General features: G+C 67.0%; 26 protein-coding genes. 15 read left to right on the top strand and 11 right to left on the bottom strand.

The window, feature by feature from the left end; translation table 11 throughout:
* The first annotated feature begins 3 nt into the window (after positions 1–3).
* Genes glgX through treY form a run of 4 tightly spaced genes read left to right on the top strand, consistent with a single transcriptional unit; the run spans position 4 to position 8,640 of the window.
* Positions 4–2,115 carry a glycogen debranching protein GlgX gene (gene glgX, locus QEP15_RS12500; RefSeq protein WP_280148833.1) on the top strand — a complete coding sequence of 704 codons (2,112 nt, stop codon included), beginning with the start codon at positions 4–6 and terminating at the stop codon, positions 2,113–2,115.
* Positions 2,112–3,899 carry a malto-oligosyltrehalose trehalohydrolase gene (treZ, locus tag QEP15_RS12495; RefSeq protein ID WP_279990078.1) on the top strand — a complete coding sequence of 596 codons (1,788 nt, stop codon included), beginning with the start codon at positions 2,112–2,114 and terminating at the stop codon, positions 3,897–3,899. Before glgX ends, treZ begins: the two co-directional genes overlap by 4 nt.
* Complete coding sequence (gene malQ, locus QEP15_RS12490; RefSeq protein ID WP_280148832.1) at positions 3,896–6,016, top strand: 4-alpha-glucanotransferase; 2,121 nt, start codon at positions 3,896–3,898, stop codon at positions 6,014–6,016. Before treZ ends, malQ begins: the two co-directional genes overlap by 4 nt.
* Positions 6,013–8,640, top strand: coding sequence for a malto-oligosyltrehalose synthase (treY, locus tag QEP15_RS12485; protein WP_152384415.1), 2,628 nt, complete (start codon positions 6,013–6,015; stop codon positions 8,638–8,640). The genes malQ and treY overlap by 4 nt, the downstream gene beginning before the upstream one ends.
* 123 nt (positions 8,641–8,763) lie before the next feature.
* Here the strand turns inward: treY and QEP15_RS12480 are convergent, their stop codons facing one another.
* Together QEP15_RS12480 and QEP15_RS12475 are read right to left on the bottom strand one after the other, a co-directional pair.
* Complete coding sequence (locus QEP15_RS12480) at positions 8,764–8,943, bottom strand: hypothetical protein (RefSeq protein ID WP_056317712.1); 180 nt, start codon at positions 8,941–8,943, stop codon at positions 8,764–8,766.
* Between the two features lie 180 nt (positions 8,944–9,123).
* Positions 9,124–10,035 (bottom strand): EAL domain-containing protein, encoded by a 912-nt coding sequence (locus QEP15_RS12475; RefSeq protein ID WP_280148831.1) that lies wholly within the window; start codon positions 10,033–10,035, stop codon positions 9,124–9,126.
* A gap of 258 nt (positions 10,036–10,293) precedes the next feature.
* Between QEP15_RS12475 and QEP15_RS12470 the strand changes: the two genes are divergently transcribed.
* Both QEP15_RS12470 and QEP15_RS12465 read left to right on the top strand, forming a co-directional pair.
* A complete protein-coding gene (locus QEP15_RS12470) occupies positions 10,294–12,417 on the top strand; it encodes an FUSC family protein (protein ID WP_152384413.1) in 2,124 nt (707 codons plus the stop codon).
* Positions 12,418–12,532: 115 nt separating this feature from the next.
* On the top strand, positions 12,533–13,369 hold the full coding sequence (locus QEP15_RS12465) for a universal stress protein (protein WP_280148830.1): 837 nt from the start codon (positions 12,533–12,535) through the stop codon (positions 13,367–13,369).
* A 78-nt stretch (positions 13,370–13,447) separates the two neighbouring features.
* Here QEP15_RS12465 and QEP15_RS12460 read toward each other — a convergent pair whose 3' ends face one another.
* The 3 genes from QEP15_RS12460 to QEP15_RS12450 all read right to left on the bottom strand — a co-directional run bounded on the left by QEP15_RS12460 (position 13,448) and on the right by QEP15_RS12450 (position 14,918).
* Positions 13,448–14,404 carry a 2-hydroxyacid dehydrogenase gene (locus QEP15_RS12460; protein ID WP_280148829.1) on the bottom strand — a complete coding sequence of 319 codons (957 nt, stop codon included), beginning with the start codon at positions 14,402–14,404 and terminating at the stop codon, positions 13,448–13,450.
* 149 nt (positions 14,405–14,553) lie between these two features.
* Positions 14,554–14,706, bottom strand: coding sequence for a DUF3309 family protein (locus QEP15_RS12455; RefSeq protein WP_076520934.1), 153 nt, complete (start codon positions 14,704–14,706; stop codon positions 14,554–14,556).
* Between the two features lie 47 nt (positions 14,707–14,753).
* Positions 14,754–14,918, bottom strand: a complete 165-nt coding sequence (locus tag QEP15_RS12450) for a hypothetical protein (RefSeq protein ID WP_280148828.1) — start codon at positions 14,916–14,918, stop codon at positions 14,754–14,756.
* 182 nt (positions 14,919–15,100) lie between these two features.
* On the opposite strand from QEP15_RS12450, the gene QEP15_RS12445 reads away from it, so the two are divergent.
* Positions 15,101–16,153: a DNA topoisomerase IB gene (locus tag QEP15_RS12445; protein ID WP_180099448.1), complete on the top strand. Its 1,053-nt coding sequence runs from the start codon at positions 15,101–15,103 to the stop codon at positions 16,151–16,153.
* Here QEP15_RS12445 and QEP15_RS12440 read toward each other — a convergent pair whose 3' ends face one another.
* On the bottom strand, positions 16,154–16,435 hold the full coding sequence (locus QEP15_RS12440) for a hypothetical protein (protein WP_226849307.1): 282 nt from the start codon (positions 16,433–16,435) through the stop codon (positions 16,154–16,156).
* Positions 16,436–16,553: 118 nt separating this feature from the next.
* Between QEP15_RS12440 and QEP15_RS12435 the strand changes: the two genes are divergently transcribed.
* The 3 genes from QEP15_RS12435 to QEP15_RS12425 all read left to right on the top strand — a co-directional run bounded on the left by QEP15_RS12435 (position 16,554) and on the right by QEP15_RS12425 (position 18,273).
* Positions 16,554–16,883 carry a four-helix bundle copper-binding protein gene (locus QEP15_RS12435; protein WP_152384409.1) on the top strand — a complete coding sequence of 110 codons (330 nt, stop codon included), beginning with the start codon at positions 16,554–16,556 and terminating at the stop codon, positions 16,881–16,883.
* Between the two features lie 74 nt (positions 16,884–16,957).
* Entirely contained in the window at positions 16,958–17,299 is a 342-nt protein-coding gene (locus tag QEP15_RS12430; protein WP_056317694.1) for an ElaB/YgaM/YqjD family protein, read from the top strand.
* 83 nt (positions 17,300–17,382) lie between these two features.
* Positions 17,383–18,273, top strand: coding sequence for an SDR family oxidoreductase (locus QEP15_RS12425; RefSeq protein WP_280148827.1), 891 nt, complete (start codon positions 17,383–17,385; stop codon positions 18,271–18,273).
* 7 nt (positions 18,274–18,280) lie between these two features.
* Here QEP15_RS12425 and QEP15_RS12420 read toward each other — a convergent pair whose 3' ends face one another.
* On the bottom strand, positions 18,281–18,901 hold the full coding sequence (locus tag QEP15_RS12420; RefSeq protein ID WP_280148826.1) for a DUF4142 domain-containing protein: 621 nt from the start codon (positions 18,899–18,901) through the stop codon (positions 18,281–18,283).
* 31 nt (positions 18,902–18,932) lie between these two features.
* On the bottom strand, positions 18,933–19,523 hold the full coding sequence (locus QEP15_RS12415; RefSeq protein ID WP_062839532.1) for a phage holin family protein: 591 nt from the start codon (positions 19,521–19,523) through the stop codon (positions 18,933–18,935).
* A 168-nt stretch (positions 19,524–19,691) separates the two neighbouring features.
* Here QEP15_RS12415 and QEP15_RS12410 point away from each other — a divergent pair, with 168 nt between their 5' ends.
* On the top strand, positions 19,692–19,958 hold the full coding sequence (locus tag QEP15_RS12410; protein WP_062839533.1) for a hypothetical protein: 267 nt from the start codon (positions 19,692–19,694) through the stop codon (positions 19,956–19,958).
* Between the two features lie 46 nt (positions 19,959–20,004).
* Entirely contained in the window at positions 20,005–20,313 is a 309-nt protein-coding gene (locus QEP15_RS12405) for a DUF378 domain-containing protein (RefSeq protein WP_217618025.1), read from the top strand.
* Between the two features lie 28 nt (positions 20,314–20,341).
* Here the strand turns inward: QEP15_RS12405 and QEP15_RS12400 are convergent, their stop codons facing one another.
* A complete protein-coding gene (locus tag QEP15_RS12400) occupies positions 20,342–20,572 on the bottom strand; it encodes a hypothetical protein (protein ID WP_175155452.1) in 231 nt (76 codons plus the stop codon).
* A gap of 150 nt (positions 20,573–20,722) precedes the next feature.
* Here QEP15_RS12400 and QEP15_RS12395 point away from each other — a divergent pair, with 150 nt between their 5' ends.
* Positions 20,723–21,097, top strand: a complete 375-nt coding sequence (locus tag QEP15_RS12395) for a hypothetical protein (protein WP_056317667.1) — start codon at positions 20,723–20,725, stop codon at positions 21,095–21,097.
* Positions 21,098–21,103: 6 nt separating this feature from the next.
* Here the strand turns inward: QEP15_RS12395 and QEP15_RS12390 are convergent, their stop codons facing one another.
* The gene (locus QEP15_RS12390; RefSeq protein ID WP_175155450.1) at positions 21,104–22,489 is read right to left on the bottom strand and encodes a sigma-54-dependent transcriptional regulator; all 1,386 of its coding nucleotides are present in this window, start codon (positions 22,487–22,489) and stop codon (positions 21,104–21,106) included.
* Positions 22,490–22,748: 259 nt separating this feature from the next.
* Between QEP15_RS12390 and QEP15_RS12385 the strand changes: the two genes are divergently transcribed.
* Positions 22,749–23,669 carry a sigma-54 interaction domain-containing protein gene (locus QEP15_RS12385; RefSeq protein WP_193725372.1) on the top strand — a complete coding sequence of 307 codons (921 nt, stop codon included), beginning with the start codon at positions 22,749–22,751 and terminating at the stop codon, positions 23,667–23,669.
* A gap of 158 nt (positions 23,670–23,827) precedes the next feature.
* The gene (locus QEP15_RS12380) at positions 23,828–25,273 is read left to right on the top strand and encodes an RNA polymerase factor sigma-54 (protein WP_280148825.1); all 1,446 of its coding nucleotides are present in this window, start codon (positions 23,828–23,830) and stop codon (positions 25,271–25,273) included.
* A 56-nt stretch (positions 25,274–25,329) separates the two neighbouring features.
* Here the strand turns inward: QEP15_RS12380 and QEP15_RS12375 are convergent, their stop codons facing one another.
* A complete protein-coding gene (locus QEP15_RS12375; protein ID WP_056317659.1) occupies positions 25,330–25,695 on the bottom strand; it encodes a hypothetical protein in 366 nt (121 codons plus the stop codon).
* Positions 25,696–25,716 lie beyond the last annotated feature (21 nt).

Genomic DNA, 25,716 nt, shown 5'->3' with positions numbered 1-25,716 from the left:
TCCATGGATCCGTCCCAACTGACCCGAATCACCGGCGGCCAGCCCCAACCGCTGGGCGCCACCAGCGATGGCCTGGGCGTGAACTTCGCGGTGTTCTCCGCGCACGCCACCCGTATCGAGCTGTGCATCTTCGATCCCAAGGGGCGCAAGGAATTGCGCCGCTTCGACCTGCCGGAGTGCACGGACGAAATCTGGCACGGCTACCTGCCGGATGCGCAGCCCGGCCTGCTCTACGGCTACCGCGCCCACGGCCCGTACGATCCGCAAAATGGGCACCGCTTCAACCCCAACAAGCTTCTGCTGGATCCCTATGCGCGCCAGCTGAGCGGCCCGCTGCACTGGAGCAATGCGCTCTTTGGCTACCGCATGAATCATTCGCGGCAGGATCTGAGCTTTGACCGCCGCGACAGCGCCCCCGCCATGCCCAAGGCCATCGTGGCCGATGAGGTGCCGTTCAACTGGGGCAACAGCAAGGCCCCGGACACGCCCTGGAACGACACGACGATCTACGAGGTCCACTTGCGCGGCGTGTCGATGCAGCGCGAGGACCTGCGCCAGCCGCTGCGCGGCACCTGCGCGGCCCTGGCCGATCCGCATTTCATCGAGCATCTGCAGCGTTTGGGCGTGACGGCGGTGGAACTCTTGCCGGTGTATGCCTTCCTGCAGGACCACTTCCTGACCGAGCGCGGGCTGCGCAACTACTGGGGCTACAGCACCCTGTCCTACTTCGCCCCGGAACCGGCGTACCTCATGCAGCATCCCAACGAATTGCGGCTGGCGATCCGCCGTCTGCACGCGGCGGGCATCGAGGTGATCCTGGACGTGGTCTACAACCACACCTGCGAAGGCAACGAAATGGGGCCGACGCTCTCCTGGCGCGGCCTGGACAACGCCAGCTACTACCGCCTGATGCCGGGGCAAGAGCGCTACTACATCAACGACACGGGCTGCGGCAACACGGTCAACATGTCGCACCCGCGGGTGCTGCAGATGGTGGCCGACTCGCTGCGGTACTGGGCCACCTCTTACGGGGTGGACGGCTTTCGCTTCGACCTGGGCGTGACGCTGGGCCGCGAGGGCAACGGCTACGACCCCGGCTCGGGATTCTTCGACGTGATCCTGCAGGATCCGGTGCTGTCCAAGCTCAAGCTCATCTCCGAACCGTGGGACATCGGCCCGGACGGCTACCAGCTGGGCAATCACCCGCCCGGGTTCGCGGAATGGAACGACAAGTTCCGCGACACCACGCGCCGCTTCTGGCGCGGGGATGAAGGCATGCGCGGCGAGATGGCGGCGCGGCTGTGCGGGTCGCGCGACATCTTCGACCGCCGCCATCGCCGCCCCTGGTCCAGCGTCAACTACGTGGCCTCGCACGACGGCTTCACGCTGGCCGACATCGTCAGTTACGACGGCCGCCACAACGAGGCCAATGGCGAGGACGGCAATGACGGCCATTCCGAGAACTTCAGCCACAACTGGGGCGCCGAAGGGCCGACAGACGATCCGCAGATTCTGGAGACGCGCGGCCGCGTTCAACGCGCGCTGCTGGGATCGGCCATGCTGTCCGACGGCACGCCGATGCTGCTGGCGGGCGATGAATTCGGCAACAGCCAGGAAGGCAACAACAACGCCTACTGCCAGGACAACGCCATTTCCTGGCTGGACTGGACACAGGCCCAAAGCGATGCCGGCCGGGCGCTCAGCCGCTTTGTGGGCCGCCTGACGGCCCTGCGCCGCGCGCATCCCAGCGTACGCAGCGCCCGCTATGGCGATGCGGGCCAGGAAATTCTGCCGGGCGTCCCGGCCATTTCCTGGTTCGACGCATCGGGCGCGCCGCTGGAGGGCCCGGCGTGGGACGCCGAACAGGAGCGCGTCATGGGCTTGCGCCGCGCCGCGCTGCGCCCCGAGGGCGGCGCCGACGTGACGCTGTTGCTGATGAACCCCACGCACGAAGCCGTGACCTTCACTCTGCCCGAAGCCGGCTTCGCCTGGTCGTTGGAACTGGACTCGGACAAGCCGGCCGAGCCCGCGCCATGGGACGAGCCGACGGTGACGGTTGCGCCTCATAGTCTTGTCTTGATGGGACAGCGGGCGGAACCGGGAGAGGCGACATGACGCATCCGTACTCATTCGGCGCCTTGCCGCTGGAAAGCGGCGTCACCCGCTTTCGGCTGTGGGCGCCGAGCGCCCCGCCCGGTCTCGTGCTGGAGGTCGAGGGCCATCCCCCGATTCCGATGCGGCCCGGCCCGGACGGCTTTGCGCAAGCCGATGTGGACTGCCCGGCGGGCGCCCGCTACCACTATCGGCTGGACGACGGCACCGTCATACCCGATCCTGCATCACGTCTGCAGGACGGCGACGTGCATGGCGACAGCGTTGTCGTCGCGCCCGGCGCGTACCGCTGGCGCCACCCGGAATGGACCGGCCGCCCGTGGGAAGACACCGTCATCTACGAAGTCCACGCGGGACTGGCGGGCGGCTACGCGGGCCTGATCGCGCGGTTGCCCGAATTGGCCGACATGGGCATCACCATGCTGGAGCTCATGCCCATCGCCGATTTTCCGGGGGAGCGGAACTGGGGCTATGACGGCGTGCTGGCGTATGCGCCCGACACCGCGTACGGTTCGCCCGACGATCTGAAGAACCTGATCGACACCGCGCATGGATTGGGCATGGGCGTGATGCTGGACGTGGTCTACAACCACTTCGGCCCGGACGGCAATTACCTGTCGGCCTATGCCGCGCCCTTCTTTCGCACCGATATCGACACGCCGTGGGGGGCTGCCATCGACTTCCGGCAGGCGGCCGTCAGCGCCTTCTTCAAGGAAAATGCGCTGTACTGGCTGACCGAGTACCGCTTTGACGGCCTGCGCCTGGACGCCGTCCATGCCATCGCCGGACACGAGTGGCTGCACGAGCTGGCCGGCTTCGTGCGCGACAACGTCTCGGCCGAGCGCCACGTGCATCTCGTCGTCGAAAACGACGACAACCGGGCCAGCCTGCTGCGCGGCGATTTCGAGGCGCAATGGAACGACGATGCGCACCATGTGCTGCACCATCTGCTGACCGGCGAATCGCGCGGCTACTATTCCGACTACGCCGAAGCGCCCGCGCAGGCGTTGGCGCGCTGCCTGGCCGAAGGCTGGGTGTATCAGGGCCAACCCTCCGCCTATCGGGGCAACCAGCCGCGTGGCGAGCGCAGCGCCGACCTGCCGCCCACCGCCTTCGTGCTGTTCTTGCAGAACCATGACCAGACCGGCAACCGCGCGCGCGGCGAACGCCTGACCGAGCTGGTGGACACCCCCCAGCGTCTGCGTGCGGCTGTCGCGCTGCAATTGCTGGCGCCGCAGATCCCGCTGATCTTCATGGGCGAGGAACGCGGATCGCGCGCGCCGTTCCTGTATTTCACGAGCCACACCGATCCCGAACTGGCGCAGGCGGTGCGCGACGGCCGGCAACGCGAATTTTCGGCCTTTCCCGAGTTCGCCGGCGATACTCCCACCCCGCAGTTGCCCGATCCGAACGACGCGTCCACCTACCACGCCAGCTATCCCTGGCAGGACGAGCCAGATGCGGCCCAGTGGATGCGCGATTACACGGCGCTCTTGCAATTGCGCGCGCGCATGATCGCGCCGCGGCTGGCGGGCGCGGTCAGCCTGGGCGCCGCGGCGGTGGGCGACCGCAGTGTGTTCGCACGCTGGGAATTGGCCGATGGCGCCCGCCTGACGGTCTACGCGAACCTGGGGCCCAATCCTCAGACCGTGCCCGATTCGCTCATGCCCGGTCCGGACGTGTTCGCGACCCTGCTGTTCGAATCGCCCGCGGGCGGACGGGACCGGCTCGCACAAGGCGAACTGTGCCCGGACAGCACCGTCTGGCTGCTGGAGGACGCGGCATGAAGCGCACCAGTGCCGAGCCGGATGGCCTGTCCGCGCTGGCCGCCGTGGCTGGCATCGCGGAGCATTGGACCGATGCGCGCCAGCGCCCGCAGCGCGTCGCGGCGGAAACCTTGCGCGCGCTGCTGGCTGCGATGGACCTGCCGGCAGAGACGTCCCGGGACATCGCCGACAGCCGCCAGCGCCTGGCGGAACAGGCGGCGGACGCGCTGCCGCCCATGCTGGTGACGCGGTGCAACGCCCGCACGCCGCTGCCCAAGACTGCCCGCGGCCCCTATCGCATCCTGTGCGAATCCGGCCACATCCTGAACGGCCATATTCAGGCGGGCGCGGACGGCATCCCGTTCCTGGTGGCGCCCGACGAGCCCGGCTACCACCGGCTGCTGTTGACGTCGGCGCAGGCCACGCTGGCAGTGGCGCCGCGCGAGGCCCCGAGCCTCGCCGACCTGACCGGCGCGGCCAGCCCGCGCTGTTGGGGTCTGGCCGCACAGGTCTACAGCCTGCGCCAGGACGCGCGCGCCGACATGCCGCGCACGCACGGTTTCGGCGATTTTGGCGCGCTGCGCGAACTAGCGGTGGCCGCTGCCGAGCAAGGCGCCGACATGCTTGCCATCAGCCCGGTTCACGCGATGTACGCCGCGCAACCCGAGCGATCCAGCCCGTATTCGCCGTCCAACCGCCTGTTCCTGAACGTGCTGTACGCCGATCCCGCCCCCGTGCTGGGCCAGGATGCGCTGCAGCGCGCGCTGGCCGGCGTCGCCCCCGCGGCGTTGACCGCGCTGGACGGATTAGCGCGCATCGACTGGCCGGCGGCCGCGGCGATCCGCTTGCAAGCGCTGCGGTCCTTGCATGCCGAATTCGCCACCCATGGCGGTGTCAGTGAGCGGGCGCGCTATGCGAAATTTTGCACTGAGCGCGGCCAGGCCCTGCGCGACCACGCGATCTTTGAAGCGCTGCATGCGGCGCAACGCGCGCCCGGCGGGTCGATCCCTGCGTGGCAGCGCTGGCCTGCCGCCCTGCGCGATCCCGCCTCGTCGCAGGTCCAACGCTTTGCTGAGGACCATGCGCTGGACGTAGACTTTCACCAATTCGCGCAGTGGCTGGCGGCAGAGAGCCTGGCTGCGGCGCATGCCGCGGGCCGCGAGGCCGGCATGCGGCTGGGCCTGCTCGCCGATCTGGCCGTGGGCGCCAGTCCGGATGGCAGCCACGCCTGGAGCCGCCAGGCCGACCTCATGCGCGGCATGTCCGTGGGCGCGCCGCCCGACATCTACAACCCCCTCGGACAGTACTGGGGCCTGACCGCCTTCTCGCCGCGCGCGCTGCACACCCAGGGCTACGCTGCCTTCATCGACATGCTGCGCGCCGTGCTGGCGCATACCGGCGGCGTGCGCATCGACCACATCCTTGGAATGGCGCGTCTGTGGCTTGTGCCCGAGGGCGCGTCGCCCGCCGATGGCGCCTACCTGCGCTATCCGCTGGACGACATGCTTGCGCTGATCTCGTTGGAGGCCTGGCGCCATCGCGCCTGCGCCATTGGCGAAAACCTGGGCACCGTGCCCGAGGGCTTTGATGACCGGCTCAAGGACAATGGCGTGCTCGGCATGAACGTGCTCTGGTTCATGCGTCAGGCGCCGGACGCCCAGCCGGGTCCCGACGCCCCGGCCGGTTTCACGACGCCCGCCGAGTGGCCGCGCAACGCGGTCGCCATGACGACGACGCATGACTTGCCCACCCTGCGCGGCTGGTGGGACGAGCGCGACATCGACTGGCGCGTCAAACTGGGTCTGCTGGGCGCCGACGACAGCGAGGAAAGTCTTCGCGCCGAACGGGCGCTGGACCGCGAGCTGCTTTCGCGGGCGCTGGATCCAAGCCTGGCAACGCCGCCCGCCGAGGCGCCGGTGCCCGCGCTTCTGCAGTTCGTGTCCTCCAGCCCGTGCCCGCTGATGTTGATTCCGATGGAAGACGTTGCCGGCGTACTGGACCAGCCGAACCTGCCCGGCACCATCGACACCCACCCCAATTGGTGCCAACGGTTGCCGCTGAGCATCCGCGCGACCTTTGCCGATCCCGCCACGCAGGCCCGCCTGGATGCCGCGCGCGCCGGAAGGAGACAATCTTGAGCACACCGCAAGCCACCGCCCGGCTGCAATTGCACGCAGGCTTCACACTCGACGACGCGTGCGCCCAGGTGGATTACTACGCGGACCTGGGGGTCAGCCATCTGTATCTGTCGCCCATCACCCGCGCGCGAGCGGGCTCCACGCACGGCTACGATGTCATCGACCACGCCGTGGTCAGCCCGGAACTGGGTGGCGAACCCGCCCTGCTCCGGCTGGCCAGCGCTGCGCGGGCACGCGGCCTGGGCCTCATCGCGGATATCGTGCCCAACCACATGGCGGCCCATCCCACCAACGCGTGGTGGCGCGACGTGCTAGCCAACGGCGCGGCAAGCGCGTGGTCGGCCTACTTCGATATCGACTGGAATCGTCCCGCGCCGGCGCTGCGCAACAAGGTCCTGCTGCCCGTGCTGGGCGACCCGTACGGCGCGTCCCTGGAGCGCGGCGCGATCACGCCGCAATGGGACCCGGATGCCGCCGCCCCCGAGCTGGACGTGCATGGCCAGCGCTATCCGCTGACGCCGTCGTCCGTGCCGCGCGGCGCCGCACGCGAGGCGTGGCTGCGCGAACACGACCCCGCCGAGGCGCCCGGCCGCCAGCGTCTGCATGAACTCCTGGAACGCCAGCACTACCGCCTTGCGTGGTGGCGCACCGCGCCCGACCAGATCAACTGGCGGCGCTTCTTCGAAATCAGCGAACTGGTCGGCGTGCGTGTCGAGGACGAGGCGGTCTTTGACGCCGTCCATGCGCTTGTCCTGCGCCTGTACGCCCAAGGCGTGCTGGACGGCCTGCGCATCGACCACATCGACGGGCTGGCGTCGCCCGGCGGGTACTTGCGGCGGCTGTCGGCGCGTCTGGCGCAAGCCAACGCCAGCCGGCCCGCGGCGCTGCGCCAGGACCAACCGTATCTGGTCGTGGAGAAGATCCTGGCGCATGACGAGGCGCTGGATCCTCGCTGGCAGACCGACGGCACCACGGGCTACGACTTCATGGACCAGGTGAGCGCCGTGCTGCATGACCCGCAGGGCGAGGCGCCGCTGCGCACATTCTGGCAAGAATTGACCGGCGACGACCGCGACGCTGCCGAGCAGCTACGCGCGGCGCGTGTGCGCATGCTGGTGCGGCACTTCCCCGCCGAACGGCAGGCGCTGGTCGGCTGCCTTGAACAGATCGCCAGCCAGGACGTGCGCACGCGCGACTGGACCGCAACCGCGATCGACCGCGCGCTGAGCGCCCTGCTGGCGGCCTTTCCCGTCTACCGCACTTACGCCGAGGACGAGGGCAGCAACCCGGCGGACGCGCATCGGCGCAACACCGCCGTTCAGGGCGCGGCGTTGGCGCTGGCGGCCCGCGAGGGTTCGGCAGACGCCACGCTGCTGGCGCAGATCGCCGAATGGTTCAATGGCCAGCCGGAACACGCCACTGCACTGCGGCGCTTTCAGCAATTGACGCCGCCCCTGGCCGCGAAGGCGCTGGAGGACACGCTTTTCTACCGCTACGGGCCGCTGCTGTCGCGCAACGAGGTCGGCGCGTCGCCCGCGCGCTTCTGCCTGTCCGGCGACGAGTTCTTTCAGGCCTGTGCCGCCCGAGCCCGAACGCATCCCCGCGCCATGCTGGCCACCGCCACGCACGATCACAAGCGCGGCGAAGACACGCGGGCCCGCCTTGCCGTCTTGACGGAGATGCCGCAGCGCTGGCTGGAAGCGGCGCGCGGCTGGATCGACGCCATGCCTGCCGGCTTGACGCGTGCCGACCGCTACATGCTCATCCAGACCCTGGTCGGCGCCTGGCCCTGCGATTGGCGCGCCGACCCGTCCGATTGGCCGGCCGACCGCCTGCAACCCTGGCTGGACCGTGTCGCCCAATGGCAGGAAAAGGCGCTGCGGGAAGCCAAGCTGCACACCAGCTGGACCGACCAGGACCCGGCGTACGAAGCGGCCGCAAAGGCGTGCCTCGCCTGGCTGGGCCACGACGCCGACGGCCGCGCCGTGCTGGCCAGCATGGCGGCCTTTGCGCTGGAAATCGCACCCGCCGGCATGGTGAACAGCTTTACCCAGACGCTGCTGCGCTGCACGTTGCCGGGCGTGCCGGACCTCTATCAGGGTACGGAGCTTTGGGATTTCAGCCTCGTCGACCCGGACAACCGCAGGCCGGTCGACTACGGCCTGCGCGCCCGGCTGCTGGCCGACGGGTCGCGCGAGGTGGCCATGGACCTGTCGGAATCAGCTTGGCGAACGGGCGCGGTCAAACAGGCCCTGATTCACCGCCTACTCCTTGCCCGCCAGCGAATCCCCGCGCCGTTTGCGGCAGGCACCTTGCACGCCCTGCAAGCCGAAGGCAGCCAGGCGGACCATGTGCTGGCCTATGTGCGCCAACATGAGGGTCAGTCGGCCCTTATCGTCGGGGCGCGCACCTGCGCGTTGCGGTTGACCGGCTATGTAAACGGCCAGCCGGGCGAGGCGCGAGCGTTCTGGGGCGATACGGCGCTGCGGTTGCCGGCGGCAAGCCCGATTCTGTCCTGGCACGACGCGCTAACCGGGCGCCGGGTGCGCGCGGGCGCCGATGGCCTGCTGCCGGTATCGGAAGTGTTGCGCGACGGCCCCGCGGCGTTGTGCCTGTCTTCGTGAGCGCGGGACTGCCTTTCAAACGCAATTCGGCCCCGGATACGCCACGGAGGAGGCGCGGCCGGGGCCGTCAGGCACTACGCAGACAACCGCGCGCTGGTGACGCGGCTGGCGTAGCCAACGCGTTTAGCGCTGGGTCCTGTTCTGCTGGCCTGAAGTCTGACCTTGTTGATTCCGGTCTTTCTCCATTTGCTGACCCGATTGTCCGGGCTGTTGACCCGGCGACTGGTTGCGGTCCCGCGGATTTTCCTGGGACTGTTGCTTTTGCGGTTGCTTCTGCTGGTCGGGTTGGTTCTGGTTGGCCATTACAAGTCTCCTAGTAAGCGGAGATATTCCGCCCAGATACCAGAGCAACCGGCGTGCCCAGCCGAGGCGCGGCGGGCGGGTCCAGGGCAAGCATTTTCAGGGGACGGGGCCGGGGCTGGGCAATCCCCGCGGCGGTCGGTAAAAACTACGCTCGCGCAGGACGAGGTGAGGCGGCGGCGACTACGCCACCGTGCGCAAGATGACGGGGCGCGTGGGCTCAGTTTCCTGGCTGGGCCCGTCGAAGGCATCCAGCCACGACGACGCATAAGCGGCAGGCGCGCCCAGCGGCTCGCCACCGTCGCGTTGCGTCCGAAGGCGCAAGATCAGTTCGTCCAGCGGCATGGGCCGGCCCAGCGAAAAGCCCTGCCCGTACCGGCATCCCGCCGCACGCAGCGCGGGAATGTCAGCGACGTTTTCCACCCCTTCGGCCACCACGCGCCAGCCCAGCCGGGTAGCCAGCTCCGCGGCGGTGCGCAGCACTTCAAACGCCACGGTGCTGCGGCGCATCCGCGTCACGAAATACTGGTCGATCTTCACCTCCGACAGCGGAAGCGCCGACAGCAGCTTGAGCGACGCGTGGCCGGTGCCGAAATCGTCCAGGCTGACTTCGCAACCCGCCTCTTCCAGCCGAAGCAGCGACGCGCGCAGCACGTCCAGATCATGGATGGGTTGGTCTTCGGTCAATTCCACGCGCACCAGCGAGGGGGGCAATTCCGCGGACCGCACGCGATCCAGCAGGAAATCGATGCAGCGCGCCTCGGAAAGCGTGGTGGCCGGCGCATTGATCGCCAGCGGCACCGCCAACCCCAAACGGCGCAGTGCCTGGAGCGCATCGATGACCCGCACGCAGACGCGCTCGAACAGCATGCAGTCCAGCCCTAGCCGGTTCACGGCCGGGATGAAGTCCGACGGCATCACGACGCCCAGTTGCGGATGCTGCCATCGGACCAATGCTTCGGCCGATACGATCCGGCCCGTCAGCAGGTCCACTTGCGGCTGAAGGAGCACGCGCAGCCCGTCCCGGCTGGTGATCATGGCGGTAATTTCCGCATCGCTGACCACGGAATTTTGGCAAGGCTCAGTGTTGATCATGGCTTGCTCCAGATGCGCTCCGACGTGATGCCTGCGCTGTCCGGGCGCAGATCGGGACACGATATTCGGGCATTCTGCGCTCACTCCGCCATAAAGTCACACACATGTAACCAGAGGTGTTAAGGTGCGGAAATTCATGTTTCACGAGGTATCGCGGGCACGCTGCAACTCGGGCCTGACGGTGTCTTGTCGACATGGTAGGGTTGCCGTCTTCGGGCCCGGCCCGCGTTCCATTTCCGCTGTATTTCCCCTCTTCGCGTGACTAGTCTGCTTACCCGTTGGCGCGCTTCCCTGCGCAATGTGCTGTGGCTCGACGCCCTGCAAGCCGCCGCCATCAGCGCGGCCCCCGTCATCCTTGCCGTGCTGGTGCACGAACCGCGGTTGGGCTGGACCGCCATCGCGGCGTTCTGGGCCTGCTTCGGCGACCCCGGCGGCCCCTTGCGCAAGCGCGCGGGATCGATGCTGGCGCTGGGCTTGATCGGCGCCCTGTTCTGCCTGCTGGCCAGCGCCAGCGCGGCGCACCTCTGGCTGCTGTTGCCGCTTACGTTTGTCTGCTGCACGTTCGGCGGGCTGCTCCGCGTGCTGGGACCGGCCGCCGCCATCGTGGGCACCCTGCTGTCGGCCGGCTTCGTCGTGGCCGCCGAGCTGCCCGCGCCGACGCTGATGGAAAGCCTCTGGTACACGCTGTTCTTCCTGGCGGGCGCGGTCTGGGCCATCCTGATGACGGCGCTCGTCTGGCGCCGCCGTCCCTGGAAGGACGCAACCCATGCGGTCGCGCACTGCTACCGGGGGCTGGCCGATTTTTCCGACGCGCTGGCTCGCATGTATTCGGGCCTGGCGCCCGCCGCGGGGCAACAAGCCTGGACCGCCGTCGTCAAGCCCCAGCGCAGCGCCCAGCGCGCCGCACTTGAAGCTGCTCGCGTCCGCATCCGCGAAGTGCTCGATGCCCGGCCGTCGCGCCGGGCCCGCGCGCATCAATTGATGTACCTGCTGGACAGCGCCGAGGACAGTTTCATCGCACTGGTCGCGGCGGCCGACCTGCTGGAATCGAACGCGCCGCGCTGGCTGGGCCGCAGCGCCGGCGCCCACCTGTCGCACGCCCTGCACCGGTACGCCAGCGTCTGCAACGCCATCGCCAGCACCTCCGACGTCAGCGATGCCAAGCAGGCCGATTGCCTGCGCGAGCGCTTGGCCCACTACAACGCCGGGCTGCGCGATCTGCGCGGCGGCGCCATGGCCTACGCGCCCGACCTGGCCACCGTGGTGCCGGTGCTGGACCGCCTGCTGCACACAGCTCAGGCGGTCTCCCACACCCTTTTCGACCAGGGCGCCGCGCCCGCCGCGCCCGCCCAACGCGCCCGCGACGCAAGCGGCGCGCGCCAGGCCTGGCAAACGTTGCGCCAGAACCTGCGGTTCGAATCCGATGCCTTCCGCCATGCGTTTCGCGTCGGCGTGGGCGCCACCATTGCCGTCGCGCTATCCAAGACCTTTGCCGTCAACCACGGCTACTGGATGTCGCTGACGCTGGTCTTCATCCTGCAGCCCTACTTTGCGACGACCTGGCAACGCACCGTCGAGCGCGTGATCGGCAGCGTGGCGGGCGCCATCGGCGCATCGTTGCTGGGACTTCTGCTCAGCACGCCGCTGTCGGTGGCGCTGGCGGTGCTGCCGATCGCGCTGGGCACGTTTGCCGCGCGCACCATCCATTACGCGCTCTTCACCTTTTTCCTCACCTCGCAGTTCGTGCTGGTCAGCCACATCCAGCAGCCCGAGATCTACGAGCCCATGCTGGCCGCGCTACGCGCGTTCAACAGCGTGCTGGGCGGCATCCTGGCGCTGCTGGTGGGCTTTCTGGTCTGGCCCGAGAAGGAACCGCGGCAGCTTGCCGGCGCCCTGGCGCGCGCGCTGCAGCGGCACGCGGACTACGCGCTGGCCCTGACGCAGGAAAAGAGCGGCGACGCGTCTTCGCAGGACATCGTCGGCCTGCGCAGGCTTGCCTGCCTGTCGGCCGACAATGCCGAGGCTTCTCTCCAGCGGCTTCAGCAGAATCCGGTGCATCGCGAGCGCAACGTGGACACCGCGGTGAACCTGCTCAACGCCATGCGCCGCATCACGGCGGCGGGCACGGTGCTGGAAATCCAGCCAGCGCTACCCTCGGCGTCAGCGGCCGCCGTCGCGCTGCGCGACTACGGCGCCATGCTTGCGCACGTGCTGCACCCCGAAGGCCCCACCCCACCCGGAGACGCACGACGCATCGGCGTCCCGCCGGTCATCGCCGACGCCGAACCGGCGCTCGCCGCCCCGCTGGACCGCATCGCCCAGCAGGCGCGCCAGATCCGGCAACTGCGCGAACGCGTACAGCGCGACGAAATGGCGCAATAACGGCCTCTCATTGCGCCGGCGAGACCAAACTCAGACAGGTTTGACGCACATCAATGGAGCCCGCGGGCGAAACGGCAACCATACGGTGGCACGCTTTTAACCAAGGAGGCCCACCATGTACCGCCGCATTACCGTCCACCTGGACCACGGGTTTGACTGCACCCGCCGCACCGCGCTGGCGCTGGGACTGGCCAAGCGCCACAAGGCCGAACTGGTGGGGGTCTACGCCAGCTCCGCGCCGCCGCAGTACTACTACGGCGAATCCGTCATGATGTCGCGCACGCTGAACATCATGAAGAACCTGCAGGCACAGAATCGGGGTGCGGTTCAGAACGCCTTTCTGGAAGCGGCAGCGGCCGCCGACGTGCCGGCCGTCGTCCGGGCCGGCGAATCCTCGCCCAGCGCCACCGTTGCCCTGCACGGCCGGGCCAGCGACCTCATCATCGTCAGCCAGCAAAACCGCGACGACGTCGAAGCCGCGCACGAAAACGAATTCGTTGAACAAACCTTGCTGACCGCCGGCCGCCCCGTCATGGTGCTGCCGTCCAGCGGTGATTTTGCGGTGGTCGGCGAGCGGGTCCTCTTGTGCTGGGACGGCAGCCGCGAAGCCGCCCGCGCGCTGGCCGATGCGGCACCGCTCCTACAGGGCGCCTCGCATGTGGTCGTGCTGACCATGGACGAAGGGGCCGCCACGCGCAATGTCGAATCCATCCCCTTCGAAGACCTGGCCAGCTATTGCGTTGCGCATGGCATCCCCGCGCCCGATCACGTGCGCCGCGACATCAAGGGCGTCGGCGTGGGCAGCACCATCCTGAATGCCGCCGCGGACTACAGCGCGGACCTGATCGTCATGGGCGCGTACGGCCACAGCAAGTTCCGGGAATGGGCCATGGGCGGCGCCACCGCTTCCATCCTTAAAAGCATGACCGTGCCCATCATGTTCTCGCACTAACGCGCATCCCCTGCCCGCCCACACGAAGCCGCGCCCCTCACCGGGCGCGGCTTCGGTGCATTTCGGCCGGGAGCAGTATCAGGCCGCCTCGGGCTGCGCGTCGCGAACCGGCGTCAGCACCGGCTTGCCCGCAAAATGCGCCGTGGCGTTTTCCAAGAACAGCGCAACCGTGGCGGCCACGGCTTCAGGCGAGCGGCCCGCGCTGTGCGGCGTCAGCACCACGTTGTCCAGTTGCTTGAGCGCATCGGGTATGAACGGCTCGCCGTCCACCACGTCCAGGCCCGCGCCCGCGATGCGCCGCTCGGCCAGCGCCGCGATCAGCGCGTTGGTATCGACCACGCTGCCCCGCGCGATATTGATCAGATACCCATCCGGACCCAGCGCCTCCAGCACACAGGCGTCAACCAGATGATGCGTGCCGGCGCCGCCCGGGGTGGCCACCACCAGAAAGTCCGATCCCGCGGCCAGCGCGCGGGGGTTGTCGAAATAGGTGTAGCCCGACCCCGGCCGGGCGCGGCGGTTGTAATACCCGACGCTCATGCCGAACCCATTCGCGCCCCGGCGGGCGATTTCCAGGCCGATGGTGCCCAGGCCCAAAATGCCCAGACGCTTGCCGCTGACCTGCGGCCCCATGAAGCCGCTCCAGTGGCCCTGCCGGACCCACGCGTCCGCCTGCGGCAGCCGGCGCGCCGCGCCCAGCAGCAGCGCCATTGCGTGATCGGCGACAGAAACCGCATTGGCGCCCGGCCCGTTCGTCACGACAATGCCGCGCGCATGCGCCGCCAAGAGATCGATGTTTTCATAGCCGACGCCCAGCGAACAGACGATGCTCAGGTTCGGCAGCGCGGCCATTTCGTCGGCTCGCAGGCCAGTGGCGCCACGCGTCAGGACGGCGCGGATCTGCCCGCCATGCGCCTGGATGGCCTGCGCGCGGGTCTGGTCGGTGGTGGCGAGAATTGGGCGAAAGCCCTGGGATTCGATGACGGGAAGATAGTCCTGAACGCTGTCGATCAGGATGAGTAAGGGGATGCTCATGGGGCTGCGGGATCTAGGTGGGTTGCTGCTGAAACCCGCAGATCTTACGCCCGACGCGGCGCGCGCGCCAGAACGGCACGGCCACCCCGGGCCCTGCTGGCGGCCCGCCAGACGCGCTGGCGTCCGGCGGCCATCAGCGTGTCATGGCGCTATATGCGTCCCATCAACAGCAGCACGATGAGCACGATCACAACGATGCCCAACAGGCCGCTCGGGTAGTAGCCCCAGCTACGGCTGTGAGGCCAGGCGGGGACGGCGCCGATGAGCAACAGGATCAGGATGATCAGCAGGATGGTCGACATAATGACTCCTTGGATTTATTGATTTGAGTTGTGGAAGGGGCGAAGGATCAGGCGTCTTTCGGCGGCACCATTTCCTTGACGGGCGGGGACAGCGGCGGCAGGTCCACGTCCGGCTCATCGGTATCCGGGTCGACCGGCAAGTCCCCCGGCGGCGAGCCGGGCGGGATCGGATCCGGCTTCGGCGGCACATGTAGTTGCAGGACGGTTTGCATTGCACTCTCCTCTGAAGATTCTCTCGCGGGCAGCGCGGCCGGTCGGCGGGCGTTTCCGGCGGCGCGATTGCCGACAAGGCATTCAGCAAGCGGCGTGCCCAAAGCCGTCCACGCCCGCGATCGCCGCCGCCGGGAACGCGGCATGCTGTAGCCCAGCGCTACCGCGCGCACCCGGAGATTGAATGAGCACCCGCACGCAAAAGGACCCGGACCCGTTGCCCGTCGAAGAGGCATCGCTGACCTATGTGGACGACACGCAGCCCGGCTACACCCGCGTGCGCGTCAACGCCCATACGTTTCACTATCTGGACGAGAAAGGCGCGCGCATCACCGACGAGGCGCAGATCCAGCGCATCAATGCCCTGGCCATCCCGCCCGCGTACGAAAACGTATGGATCTGCCCGCTGGCGGACGGGCATCTTCAGGCCACGGCGCGCGATGCGCGCGGCCGCAAGCAATATCGCTATCACCCCGGCTGGACGGCGGTGCGCGACGCCACCAAATACAAGAATCTGCTGTCCTTCGGCCACGCATTGCCCAGGATCCGGCGTCAGGTCGAGCGCGACATGAAGATACCGGGCCTCACGCAGGACAAGGTGGTCGCGACCCTGGTCCGCCTGCTGGAGATCACCCTGATCCGCGTTGGCGGGCGCGAATATGCGCGTGCCAACAAGTCCTACGGCCTGACAACGCTCAAGCGCCGTCACACGACCGTGGCCGGCAGCCGTTTCCGGTTCAGATTCCAGGGCAAGAGCGGCGTGGCCCACGACGTCACGGTCACGGACCGTCGCGTGGCGCGCATCATCAAGCAATGCCTGGACATTCCGGGCCAGCAGCTGTTTCAGTATCTGGATGCCGACGGCGACAAGCGCCCGGTTGATTCCGGCGCGGTCAATGCCTACCTGCGTCACGCCGGCGGCGGCGAATACACCGCCAAGCACTATCGCACCTGGGCGGGCTCCGTGATGGCCTTTGCCGCGCTGCAGGCGCGCCCGTTCGAAGACGAGCGCCGCGCCAAGCAGGAGGCGGTGGACGTCATCAAGGCCGTGTCAAAACGGCTGGCGAACACGCCCGCCGTGTGCCGCGCGTGCTACGTGCACCCAGCCATCATGGAGGCCTACCTGACTGGTACGCTGCCCGCGCGCACGGCCGCGCCAGCAGGCCCTCGCGGGCTCAGCGCCGACGAGCGGCGCCTGCTCGCCTTTCTTCATGAGCAGGACGCCGGCGATGCGTGATCAGAGAATCGAGGAGCGCGCATTCTTGGCGCGGGGCTGCGGTGCGGAGCCGTCGGCCCAATTCGATTCGGTCTTGTTGTCGACCACCTCGCGCTTGTCGCGCGCGGCCTCGTCGGGCGTATCGGCATCGGGTTTATCCGGTAGATTTGGCACGTCGACGGGACCGCTCGGCGGCAGTATCTTAGCGTTGTCCTGCGCGGATTTGCCGGCGCGCGCCGGCGAGGTGGTTTTGGATGTGGACGAAGGTTTCACGGTGTTCTCCCGCCAGTTGCGAACCTTCATCCTACGGCCCCTCGCCCGCAGGAAAAACTGTCAAGACCTTCAAATTGCAAGCGGATGTGCCGCCGCGCCAGCCGCGCCTGTGTGGCCGGGCGGCCGCGGCCGCTCACAAGGAGATGCAATGCGAGACCCAAACTTCGAACAATGTGTGCAAGCCTGCTATGAATGCGCGGTAGCGTGCGATCAATGCGCGGCCGCGTGTCTGCGACAGAATCCGGCGCAGATGCGCGCGAACATCGCCTTGTGCACCGATTGCGCCGAGGTCTGCCGCTTGTGCGCGGCCATGCTGGCCCGCGGCGGCGAATTCGCTCAGGCGCTTTGCACGTTGTGCGCGCTGGTCTGCGATGCCTGTGCGCGGCAATGTTCCACGCACGACGCCGAGCACTGCCAGATTTGCGCAGGCGCCTGCATCGCCTGCACGCTGGCATGCCGAGACATGGTCGAGGCGTAAGCCTCGCCCCGCCGCGCGGCCGCCCGGGCCGGCCGCAACGGCGCATTTTTCCGCCCGACAGTCAGGAGCTTTCGATGGCCACCACGAATACCCCCATGCCTTCCGACTTCCCCGAGAACGGCCCCGACAATCGTGGCGCCTACAGGCGCTCGCGGCATCCGGAAAGCTGGATCGACGAGCTGGAAGCCACGCTCAGCGACACTTCGGCAACGGACCTTGAAGCCCTGAAGGCGCGCCTGAATGACCAGCTGCAAGCCACGCGCCAGAGCCTGCGCGAGGCGTCCGACAACGCCCATGACCTCATGCGCGAGACCCTGGACTGCACCGAAGACTACATCCACGCGCGTCCCTGGCAGGCAGTCGGGCTGGTGGCGGGCGCGGCCTTTCTGCTGGGCGTCATCGTCGGCCGCCAGTAGGCCGTTCCCGTGCGGTCGCCGGGCACGGCGTTTGCTCGACTTCCATTGCAAGGCGCATCCCGCGCCGCCCAATGGGAGAACACATGAGCACCCCCAAAAGCGCCCAGACCGGCGACCGCCCTCACCCCACCCCGCCCATGCCGGCGCAGCACCTGGACGAACAGCCAGGCGTTGAAGCCGACATGGTGCTCAAGCCCCAGTATCAGGCGCCCGGCTACAAAGGCAGCGGCAAGCTGCAAGACAAGGTTGCGATCATCACCGGCGCTGACTCCGGCATCGGCCGGGCCGTCGCCGTCCTGTTTGCCCGCGAAGGCGCGGACGTTGCAGTGATGTACCTCGATGAACACGAGGATGCCAGGGAGACCAGCCGCGCCGTTCAAGCCGAAGGCCGCCAGTGCCTGCTGATCCCGGGAGACGTCCAGGATTCCGCCTTCTGCAACGAGGCCGTCGCGCAGGTGGTCAAGCACTTCGGCAAGCTCGACATCCTGGTCAACAACGCGGCCTACCAGCAACACACCGAGACGCTGCCGGAAATCAGCGACGAAAAATGGGACAAGACGCTGCGCACCAACATCAGCGCCTATTTCTACATGGCGCGCGCCGCGCTGGAACATTTGAAGCCCGGCAGCGCCGTCATCAATACGGGATCAGTCACGGGTCTGAATGGCAGCGGCCAGTTGCTGGACTACTCATCGACCAAAGGCGCCATCCACGCGTTCACCCGTTCGTTGGCCTCGAACCTGGCCGAAAAGGGTATTCGCGTGAACGCGGTCGCACCCGGTCCCGTCTGGACGCCGCTCAATCCGGCCGACCGAAGCGCCGAAGACATCAAGTCATTTGGTGAAAAGACCGATCTTGGACGCCCCGCTCAGCCGGAGGAAATCTCGCCCGCCTACGTCTTTCTGGCATCGCCCGAATGCTCGAGCTATATCACCGGCATCGTGCTGCCCATCACGGGCAGCGCGGGCGACTGAGCGATCCTCACTTCTCCGGCACCACCGAGGCCGGCGCGGCGCGCGACGCCGGGGACACCGGCGGCGCTTCGCCCTTGGGCGCAGGATGGATCTTGTCGCCATTGACGGCGGGCTCGCGACCCAACGCGCGGCTCATCGCGTAGTGATCGCTCAACATCGGCAAGGTGCGCGTCGCAAAGTCGCGCACCTGCGCATCTTCCGACTCCTTGGCGGCTGTTTCAAAAAGGCGATTGGCGGTCGCGTGCGCGTCCACGGCAGCCTTCTTGATATACACCTGGTCGAACTCGGCACCAGTCTTTTCCCCCAATTCATGCAGCGTGGCGCGATCGGGCTCGGCCGGCTGATCGGGCAGCGAGATGTTCTTGGCCGCTGCCAACGCGTGGATCTCCTTGTTCACCGCCGTGTGCTGTTCAAGCATCTTGGCCGCAAACGCGCGCACCTGTGCGTCCTTGGCGCGCTTGCCTGCCAGCTCGGCGGCCTGCACTTCGAAAATTCCCGAACCCGAGGCAGCCTGCAGGAAGCGCGCGTCCGAGGCGTCCAGTTCTGCGGCGTGCGATAGCGGGCCCGCGCCCGCAAGCACAACCGCTGCGGCAAGCGCGGCGAATGACGTTTTAGTGAATGGCTTCATGGTGCTGTCTCCGTGCGTGACTGGGCGGAACTCAATTGGCGGTGGTCGGCGCTTCCACCCGGCGCGGCGGATCCAGCGGATCAAAATCCTGCCACTTGCCGTCCTGCCATCGGCCATTGGCCCGTTCGATGTCGGTGCCGCCCGCGGCGCGCAAGATCTGGCGGGCTTGCTGCTCGCGCCCAAGGTCCACGTGCAGCGCCAGCATGACACCGGCCTGGCGCACGGGCGGGTGCGATTTCTCGGGCTCGCCCGGCGCGGTGCGCACCCGCTTTTTGCGGCCGACCACCCACATGGCGCCCGCCAACGCCCCGATGTAGGCGCCCACCCCGGCGGCGGCAATCGTGATGAAGATCGAGGCGGCCAGTTGCGCAGCAATCAGCCCTGCCACCAGCGCGAACACCAGCCCCAGCAACGAAGCGCCGGCCACCGCGCCAAAATGCCCGCCTTTGGCGTCGGGGTCCGCGATCCGGTCGCCCCCCAGCGGAAAGCGCCCATGCTCGCCGGCAATGCTGACGTAAAAAGTGTGGATGTCATCCTCGGTATAGCCCTCGGCGAACAACTTCTGGGCGGCCAGCGTGGCTTCGTCGAAGGTCTGGAACCGTGCAGCGACAATCAAGGACATGACAATCTCCCGGGGAAAAATTTTCAATCAAGGAGCAACTTCCATACCTGCGCTGCCGGAACCGCCCTGCCCATCGCGACGTCGGCATGGCGCTTGCTGCCTGCCACGCACCCGCTGCTGCGCGCACCGCCTGTTCCGATCCCGCGCGCGCTTATCCGGAGAATGCTCATGCCCCGTATACCCGACACCGATATCAACCTTGACGAAAGCGGCCGTCCCGATCTGGGTCCCAGCGACTCTTCAGATTCGGCCAGCGACCTGCCGCGCGACCTCAGGCACACCGATAGCGACTCCCAGGCCACGGGCGAACGCGAGAGCGTCGAACCGGACTTCCAGGACGACGACGGCGCGGACGTGGCGACCGACCGCGTCACCGACGCGGACGAAGCCGGCCTCTCGCACGACGCGCCCGATCCGGTCCGCAACGGTGGCTGAGGCCATCTCGAACCGGACCCGGCGCCGCACTCCCTGAGGAACGACGATGGAAATATCCCGTACTGAGGAATTGCTGCCCGGGTCCGAGCCCGACGAGGGCCTGCCGGCGCCCGAGCCTGCCCGCAGCGAAGCGCGGCGCTGCCTGTCCGCGCTGGATTGGATGGCGCTGATCGCCGTCGTGGCCGGTGGGTTGAACAGCGGTTTGATCGCTGCCGTCAATCTGGATGTGATCGAGAAAATTTTTCCGCACATGGCGGCGGCGCGCACCGTCTACGGCGTGATCGGCCTCGCGGCGTTGTATTGCGTCGTGATGCTCTTTCGTCTGGCTGACGAATTGGGCGAATCGGCCCGCTGACAACAAGCCGTTTCGCCCGCCTTTCGCATTAATTGCCGTCAGGCCGCTTGCCCGGATACTGCCCGCCCTCTTCAAACTCCGGCCCCTTGCGGTTCGGCGTTTTATCCGAATGCCGCTTGTAAGGCTGATCGTTCTCGGTCGGCTTATCCGCGCCAAACTGACCGCTCTGGTTCGCCGCCTCCGTATCGTCCTTGGGGGTATTGGCCTTGGGGGTATTGGCCTTGGACTTGGCGGACTGCTGATCGTCTGGGGTCGTCATGAATCATCTCCTTGAAACGCGCCATCCATGAATCGCGAATGGCATCGCACCTCCTGCGCAAGTGGCATGCCTGGAAATCCTGGGCACGTTACTTGCTCTAGGGGTAGTCGGGTCCGCCAACTACCGGATCACTTACCCAAGGAGTCAGTCATGAATCTGTCCAAAACGATTTGCCCCGCTTTTGCCCTGTGCTTTTCCGTCCTGGCTTTCCAGGCCTCCGCGCAAACGGGCACGACCGGCGTTCGCACGAACGATCAGATCGACAACCAATACAAAATGGACAAAAAGCAATGCGACGGCATGAAGGGCAATGCCAAGGACGTCTGCCAGAAGCAGGCCGAAGCCACGCGCGACAAGGCCAAGGCCGACGCCAAGGCCGCGAAGGAGAAGGCCGAAGCCTCCCACGACGCGGCCAAGACGCGCAACGATGCCGACTACAAGGTCGGCAAGGAAAAGTGCGATGCCATGTCCGGCAACGCCAAGGACGCCTGCATGGCTGACCTGAAGACCCGCTTCAACAAGTAAGCGGCGTCAGGCGGATTCCCGGGACGGTCCACCCGTCCGGGAATTCTCGCCGGGCAGCACGTAGCCTGCTGCCGCGTATTCCTCAAGACGGTTGTAGAGCGTCTTGGGACTGATGCCCAACACTGCGGCCGCCTGTTTCTTGACCCCATTGCATCGCTCGAGGGTGGCCAGGATCAGACGACGATCGGCTTCGGCCAGGGTCTCGCCAACCGGCACGCTGACTTGCCCGCCGGCCGACTCGCCAGCTGGCGATACCTGCGGCACAAGCATGTCCAGATCCAGCACATCCCCATCGGCCATGATGAACGCGCGCCGCACGAAGTTCTTCAGCTCGCGGACGTTGCCTGGCCATTCGTACTGCGCGAGCGCGGCCGCCGCCTCGGGCGAAAAATCCTTGTTCTTGCCGGATTCTTCGTTGAGCGCCTGCAGAAAGCGCTGCGCCAGAAAGAGAATGTCGCTGCCGCGGTCGCGTAGCGCCGGCAGCTCGATGGGAAAAACGCTCAGCCGGTAGTACAGGTCTTCACGCAGCTTGCCCTCTTGCACGGCCTGCTCCGGATTCCGGTTGGTCGCAGCCACCACGCGAATGTCGCACGCAATTTCCCGGTTGGTGCCCACGCGCATGAATTGGCCGGTTTCCAGCACGCGAAGCAGCTTGACCTGCAGATCGAGCGGCATTTCGGTGACTTCGTCCAGGAACAACGTGCCGCCGTCGGCGCGCTCGAAGTACCCCTTGTGCTGACGGTCTGCGCCGGTGAAACTGCCGCGCTCGTGCCCGAACATTTCACTTTCGATCAGGTTGGGCGAGATCGCGCCGCAATTGACCGCGATGAACGGCCGCTGCCGGCGCGGGCTGAGTTCGTGGATGGCGTGAGCGGCCAGCTCCTTGCCGGTGCCGCTTTCGCCGATCAGCAAGGTGGTGACCGTGGTGGGTGCCACGCGCCCGATCTGACGATACAGCGTCTGCATGCGTTCGGACTTGCCATACAGCTTGCCGAACCGGCCCGGTTCTTCAAACGGGGTGCCGGGCATTTCGCCGCCCGAATTGGTCATGATCCGCTTCAGGATCTCTTCGAGGCGCTCCATGCAGATGGGCTTGACCAGATAGTCGGTCGCACCCAGGCGCAGGGCCTGCACGGCGTTGTCGACAGTACCGTGGCCGGTCATCACCACCACTTCTGCGCTGTGCACGGCAACGTTCTTGAAAATGTCCATGCCGCTGCCGCCCGGCAGCCGGACGTCCGTCAACACCAGGTCGGGCGCTTGCCGTTCGAGCTGGATGAGGGCGTCCTTGACGCTGGCCGCCAGGGCCACCGAAAACCCGCTTTCTCGGCCGATTTCGGCCAATGTTTCCCGTATTGCATCGTCGTCGTCGACGATAAGCAGGTGAGGCATGCTATCTCCGTATCCCTTCCATAACCATCAGAATAGTCACTATGAGGTCGGCCGGCGCAAATATCTGCCAGTTTCCAACAACGTTTTCCAATACTTGCAACTCGTCGCAATCAGACAGCAGACCGCCCTCTACGATGCGATTATTGCAGGCCCGCTTTCGGGACTAGGAATCAGCATGGCCAGTCGAAATACCGCTCCGCGCACCACCGCGCCTTCCCCCACTTCCGTTTTTGCGGACACCAGCGGCATGTCGCCGCAAATGCGAAAGCTGGGAAACCAGATCGCACTTGCCGCAGCTACCGATGCAAGCGTGTTCATTATCGGCGAAAGTGGGGCTGGCAAGGAAATCGTTGCGCGCGCCATCCACGAGGCGAGCGATCGCCGCGATCAGCCCTTCGTCGCCGTCAATTGCGGCGCGATCAGCGGATCGCTGGCGCACGCCGAGTTGTTCGGCCATGAGAAAGGCAGCTTCACGGGCGCTGTGTCGCAAAACGCCGGGTACTTCGAGTACGCAAGCGGCGGCACGCTGTTCCTGGATGAAGTGACGGAAATGCCGCCGGACATGCAGGTGCATTTCCTGCGCGTGCTTGAAGTGGGCACGTATCAGCGCGTGGGCGGCACGGACCTGCTGCGCGCCAATGTGCGCGTCATCTGCGCCAGCAACCGCGACCCGGCCGCCTCGGTGGCGGATGGCCGCCTGCGCCAGGACTTCCTGCACCGTCTGCTGGTGATCCCGCTGCGCGTGCCGCCGCTGCGCGAGCGCGGCGACGACGCCCTGCTGCTGGCGCATCAATTCCTGGATACGCTCAATGCGCAGCACGGCACGCAAAAGACGTTTTCGCCGGCCATGCTCGAGGCGATCAAGGCCCACGACTGGCCGGGCAACGTGCGCGAACTGCGCAACGTGGTGCAGCGCGCGTACATCATGGCCGATATTCAGTTGGACGCCGACTTGGCGACGCGCAACCGCGGGCCCAACCAGGCACAGGTTCGCGACGGTTCGCTGAACTTTCCGGTGGGCATGCCGCTGGGCCGCGCCCAACGCGAATTCATCCTCGCCACGCTGGCCCACCATGCGGGCGACAAACGCCTGGCCGCCGAGACGCTCGGGGTCAGTCTGAAAACCCTGTACAACCGGCTGGATGTCTATGAAAAGGACGAGCCAGAAAAAGCTGCCTGAGCAGTTCTTACCACCGGGTTTGTAATACTGGCTCAGCATGCCGCGTTCCCGGGGCGCCTTCGCCCCCTTGAACGGGGTTGGCACGATCTTTGCATATAGAAGGGGAATGAGCCGCCTTCCGGCGGCCGCCCCTTCAGGAGACTCGATTGGGCCACCCCATGCAAGAACTTCGCCTGCGCCAGCAAATGACGCTCGCGCCGCGTCTGCAACAGTCCGTCAAGCTGCTTCAGATGTCGGCGCTTGAATTCACCACGGCCGTGCAGCACGCGCTGGCCTCAAACCCTTTTCTCGAAGATCCGGACGATTCGGAGCCCGAGTCGGCGGCCCCGGCTGCGCCTGGCATCCGCGGCGAGACGGCGGACATGGAAGGACAGCCCACCCCGGAGCCCGTTGCGGCCTCAGACAGCCCGGACGGTGACGAGCCCCCGCCCGACGCGCCCGCCTATTCCGGCGACTACCCCACCCACACGTCCTCCGGCGGCGACAGCGATCTGGGCCAGTGGGCCTGCGCCAACGTGTCGATGCGCGATCGCCTGTCCTTCGAACTGGGCAACTATCACCTGCAGCCGCGTGATCGCCTGCTGGCGGAGTTCATCATCGACGCGCTGGACGACGATGGCTATCTGCGCACGCCGCTGTCCGCGCTTTGCACGGCTGCGGATGCGGACATCAGCCCGATTCCGGAGGAATCCGAATGGATGGCGGCGCTTCGCCTGGTGCAGCAGCTGGACGCCCCCGGCATTGCCGCGCGCGACTTGCGCGAGTGCCTGACCCTGCAACTTGCCGCGCTGCCGGATGAAGACGACGACACGCGCGCACTGGCTCAGAAAATCGTCCAGGAACATCTGGAGCGGCTGGGCAAGAACGATTACGTCGGCCTGCGCCGCGCGCTGGGATGTGGCGATGACGCCCTGCGCGACGCCTGCGCGCTGATCCGCCGGCTGGACCCCAAGCCCGGCGGCCGCTACAGCGGAGACACGCCGGTGTACGTGGTGCCGGATGTGTTCGTGGACAAATGGCAGGGACGCTGGCGCGTGCTGCCCAATCGCAGCGCCATGCCGCGCGCGCGGTTGCACAGCGCCTACGCGGATCTCTTTCGCCGCGCCCGCCTGGACGACCGCAGCCCCATGGCGCAGGAACTCCAGGAAGCGCGTTGGCTGGTGCGCAATGTCGAACAGCGCTACACCACGATCCAACGCGTGGCCGAGGCCATCGTGAAGCGCCAGCAGATGTTCTTCGAATATGGCGAAGTGGCGCTGCGCCCGCTCATGCTGCGCGAAGTGGCGGACGACCTGAACATGCACGAGTCCACCGTCTCGCGCGCGACCGTAAGCAAGTACATGACCACGCCGCGCGGCGTTTTCGAGTTCCGCCACTTCTTCTCGCGTGAACTGGCCACGGAGTCGGGCGGATCGTGCTCTGCAGCCGCAGTGCGTGCCCTCATCAAGGAAATGGTGGACGCCGAAGACCCTGCAATGCCCCTGTCCGACGTGGCGCTGACGCAGCAACTGGCCTCCAACGGCATCTTGCTGGCCCGCCGCACCGTGTCGAAGTACCGCGGCCAATTGCGCGTGCCGCCCGCCGAGCTGCGCCGCCAGCACTGATCAGCCCGGCGCCCATAAAAAAAGGCTTCCTTGCGGAAGCCTTTTTGTTGGGCTGCTTACTTGCTGCCGCCCGTGTTCGGATATCCCGGAGGAGGCGTAGCGCCAGCGGCCGGGGTCTTCGGCACGTTGTCATTGGCCTCGCGCTTGCGGTTGGGCATTTCCGACCCATGCTTGTCCGACTTCATGTGACCGCTCTTGTCCAGGTTCGGCGGCGTCGTGCCCGTATTGGGCGCGGCGTTCGGGGCGGGGGGAATCTGGCCCGGGGGCACCTTGGTATTGGGCGGCACGGCAGCCCCGTCGTTCGGCGTCGTGGACGGCGAAGTCGGGGGGGTGCTGCGGCCCGTGGACTGGGCATAGGCGCCGCCAGCGGTGGCAACGCCGGCAATCAAAGCAAACGCGCAGGTCATGGCACGGTATTTCATAGCGTAGCTCCTTCCTTGGTT

The organism is Achromobacter mucicolens (assembly GCF_029866465.1).
Lineage (GTDB): Bacteria > Pseudomonadota > Gammaproteobacteria > Burkholderiales > Burkholderiaceae_B > Achromobacter > Achromobacter mucicolens.
The sequence above is the reverse complement of the archived record's forward strand: the minus strand, read 5'-3'. Positions and strand labels throughout refer to the sequence as shown.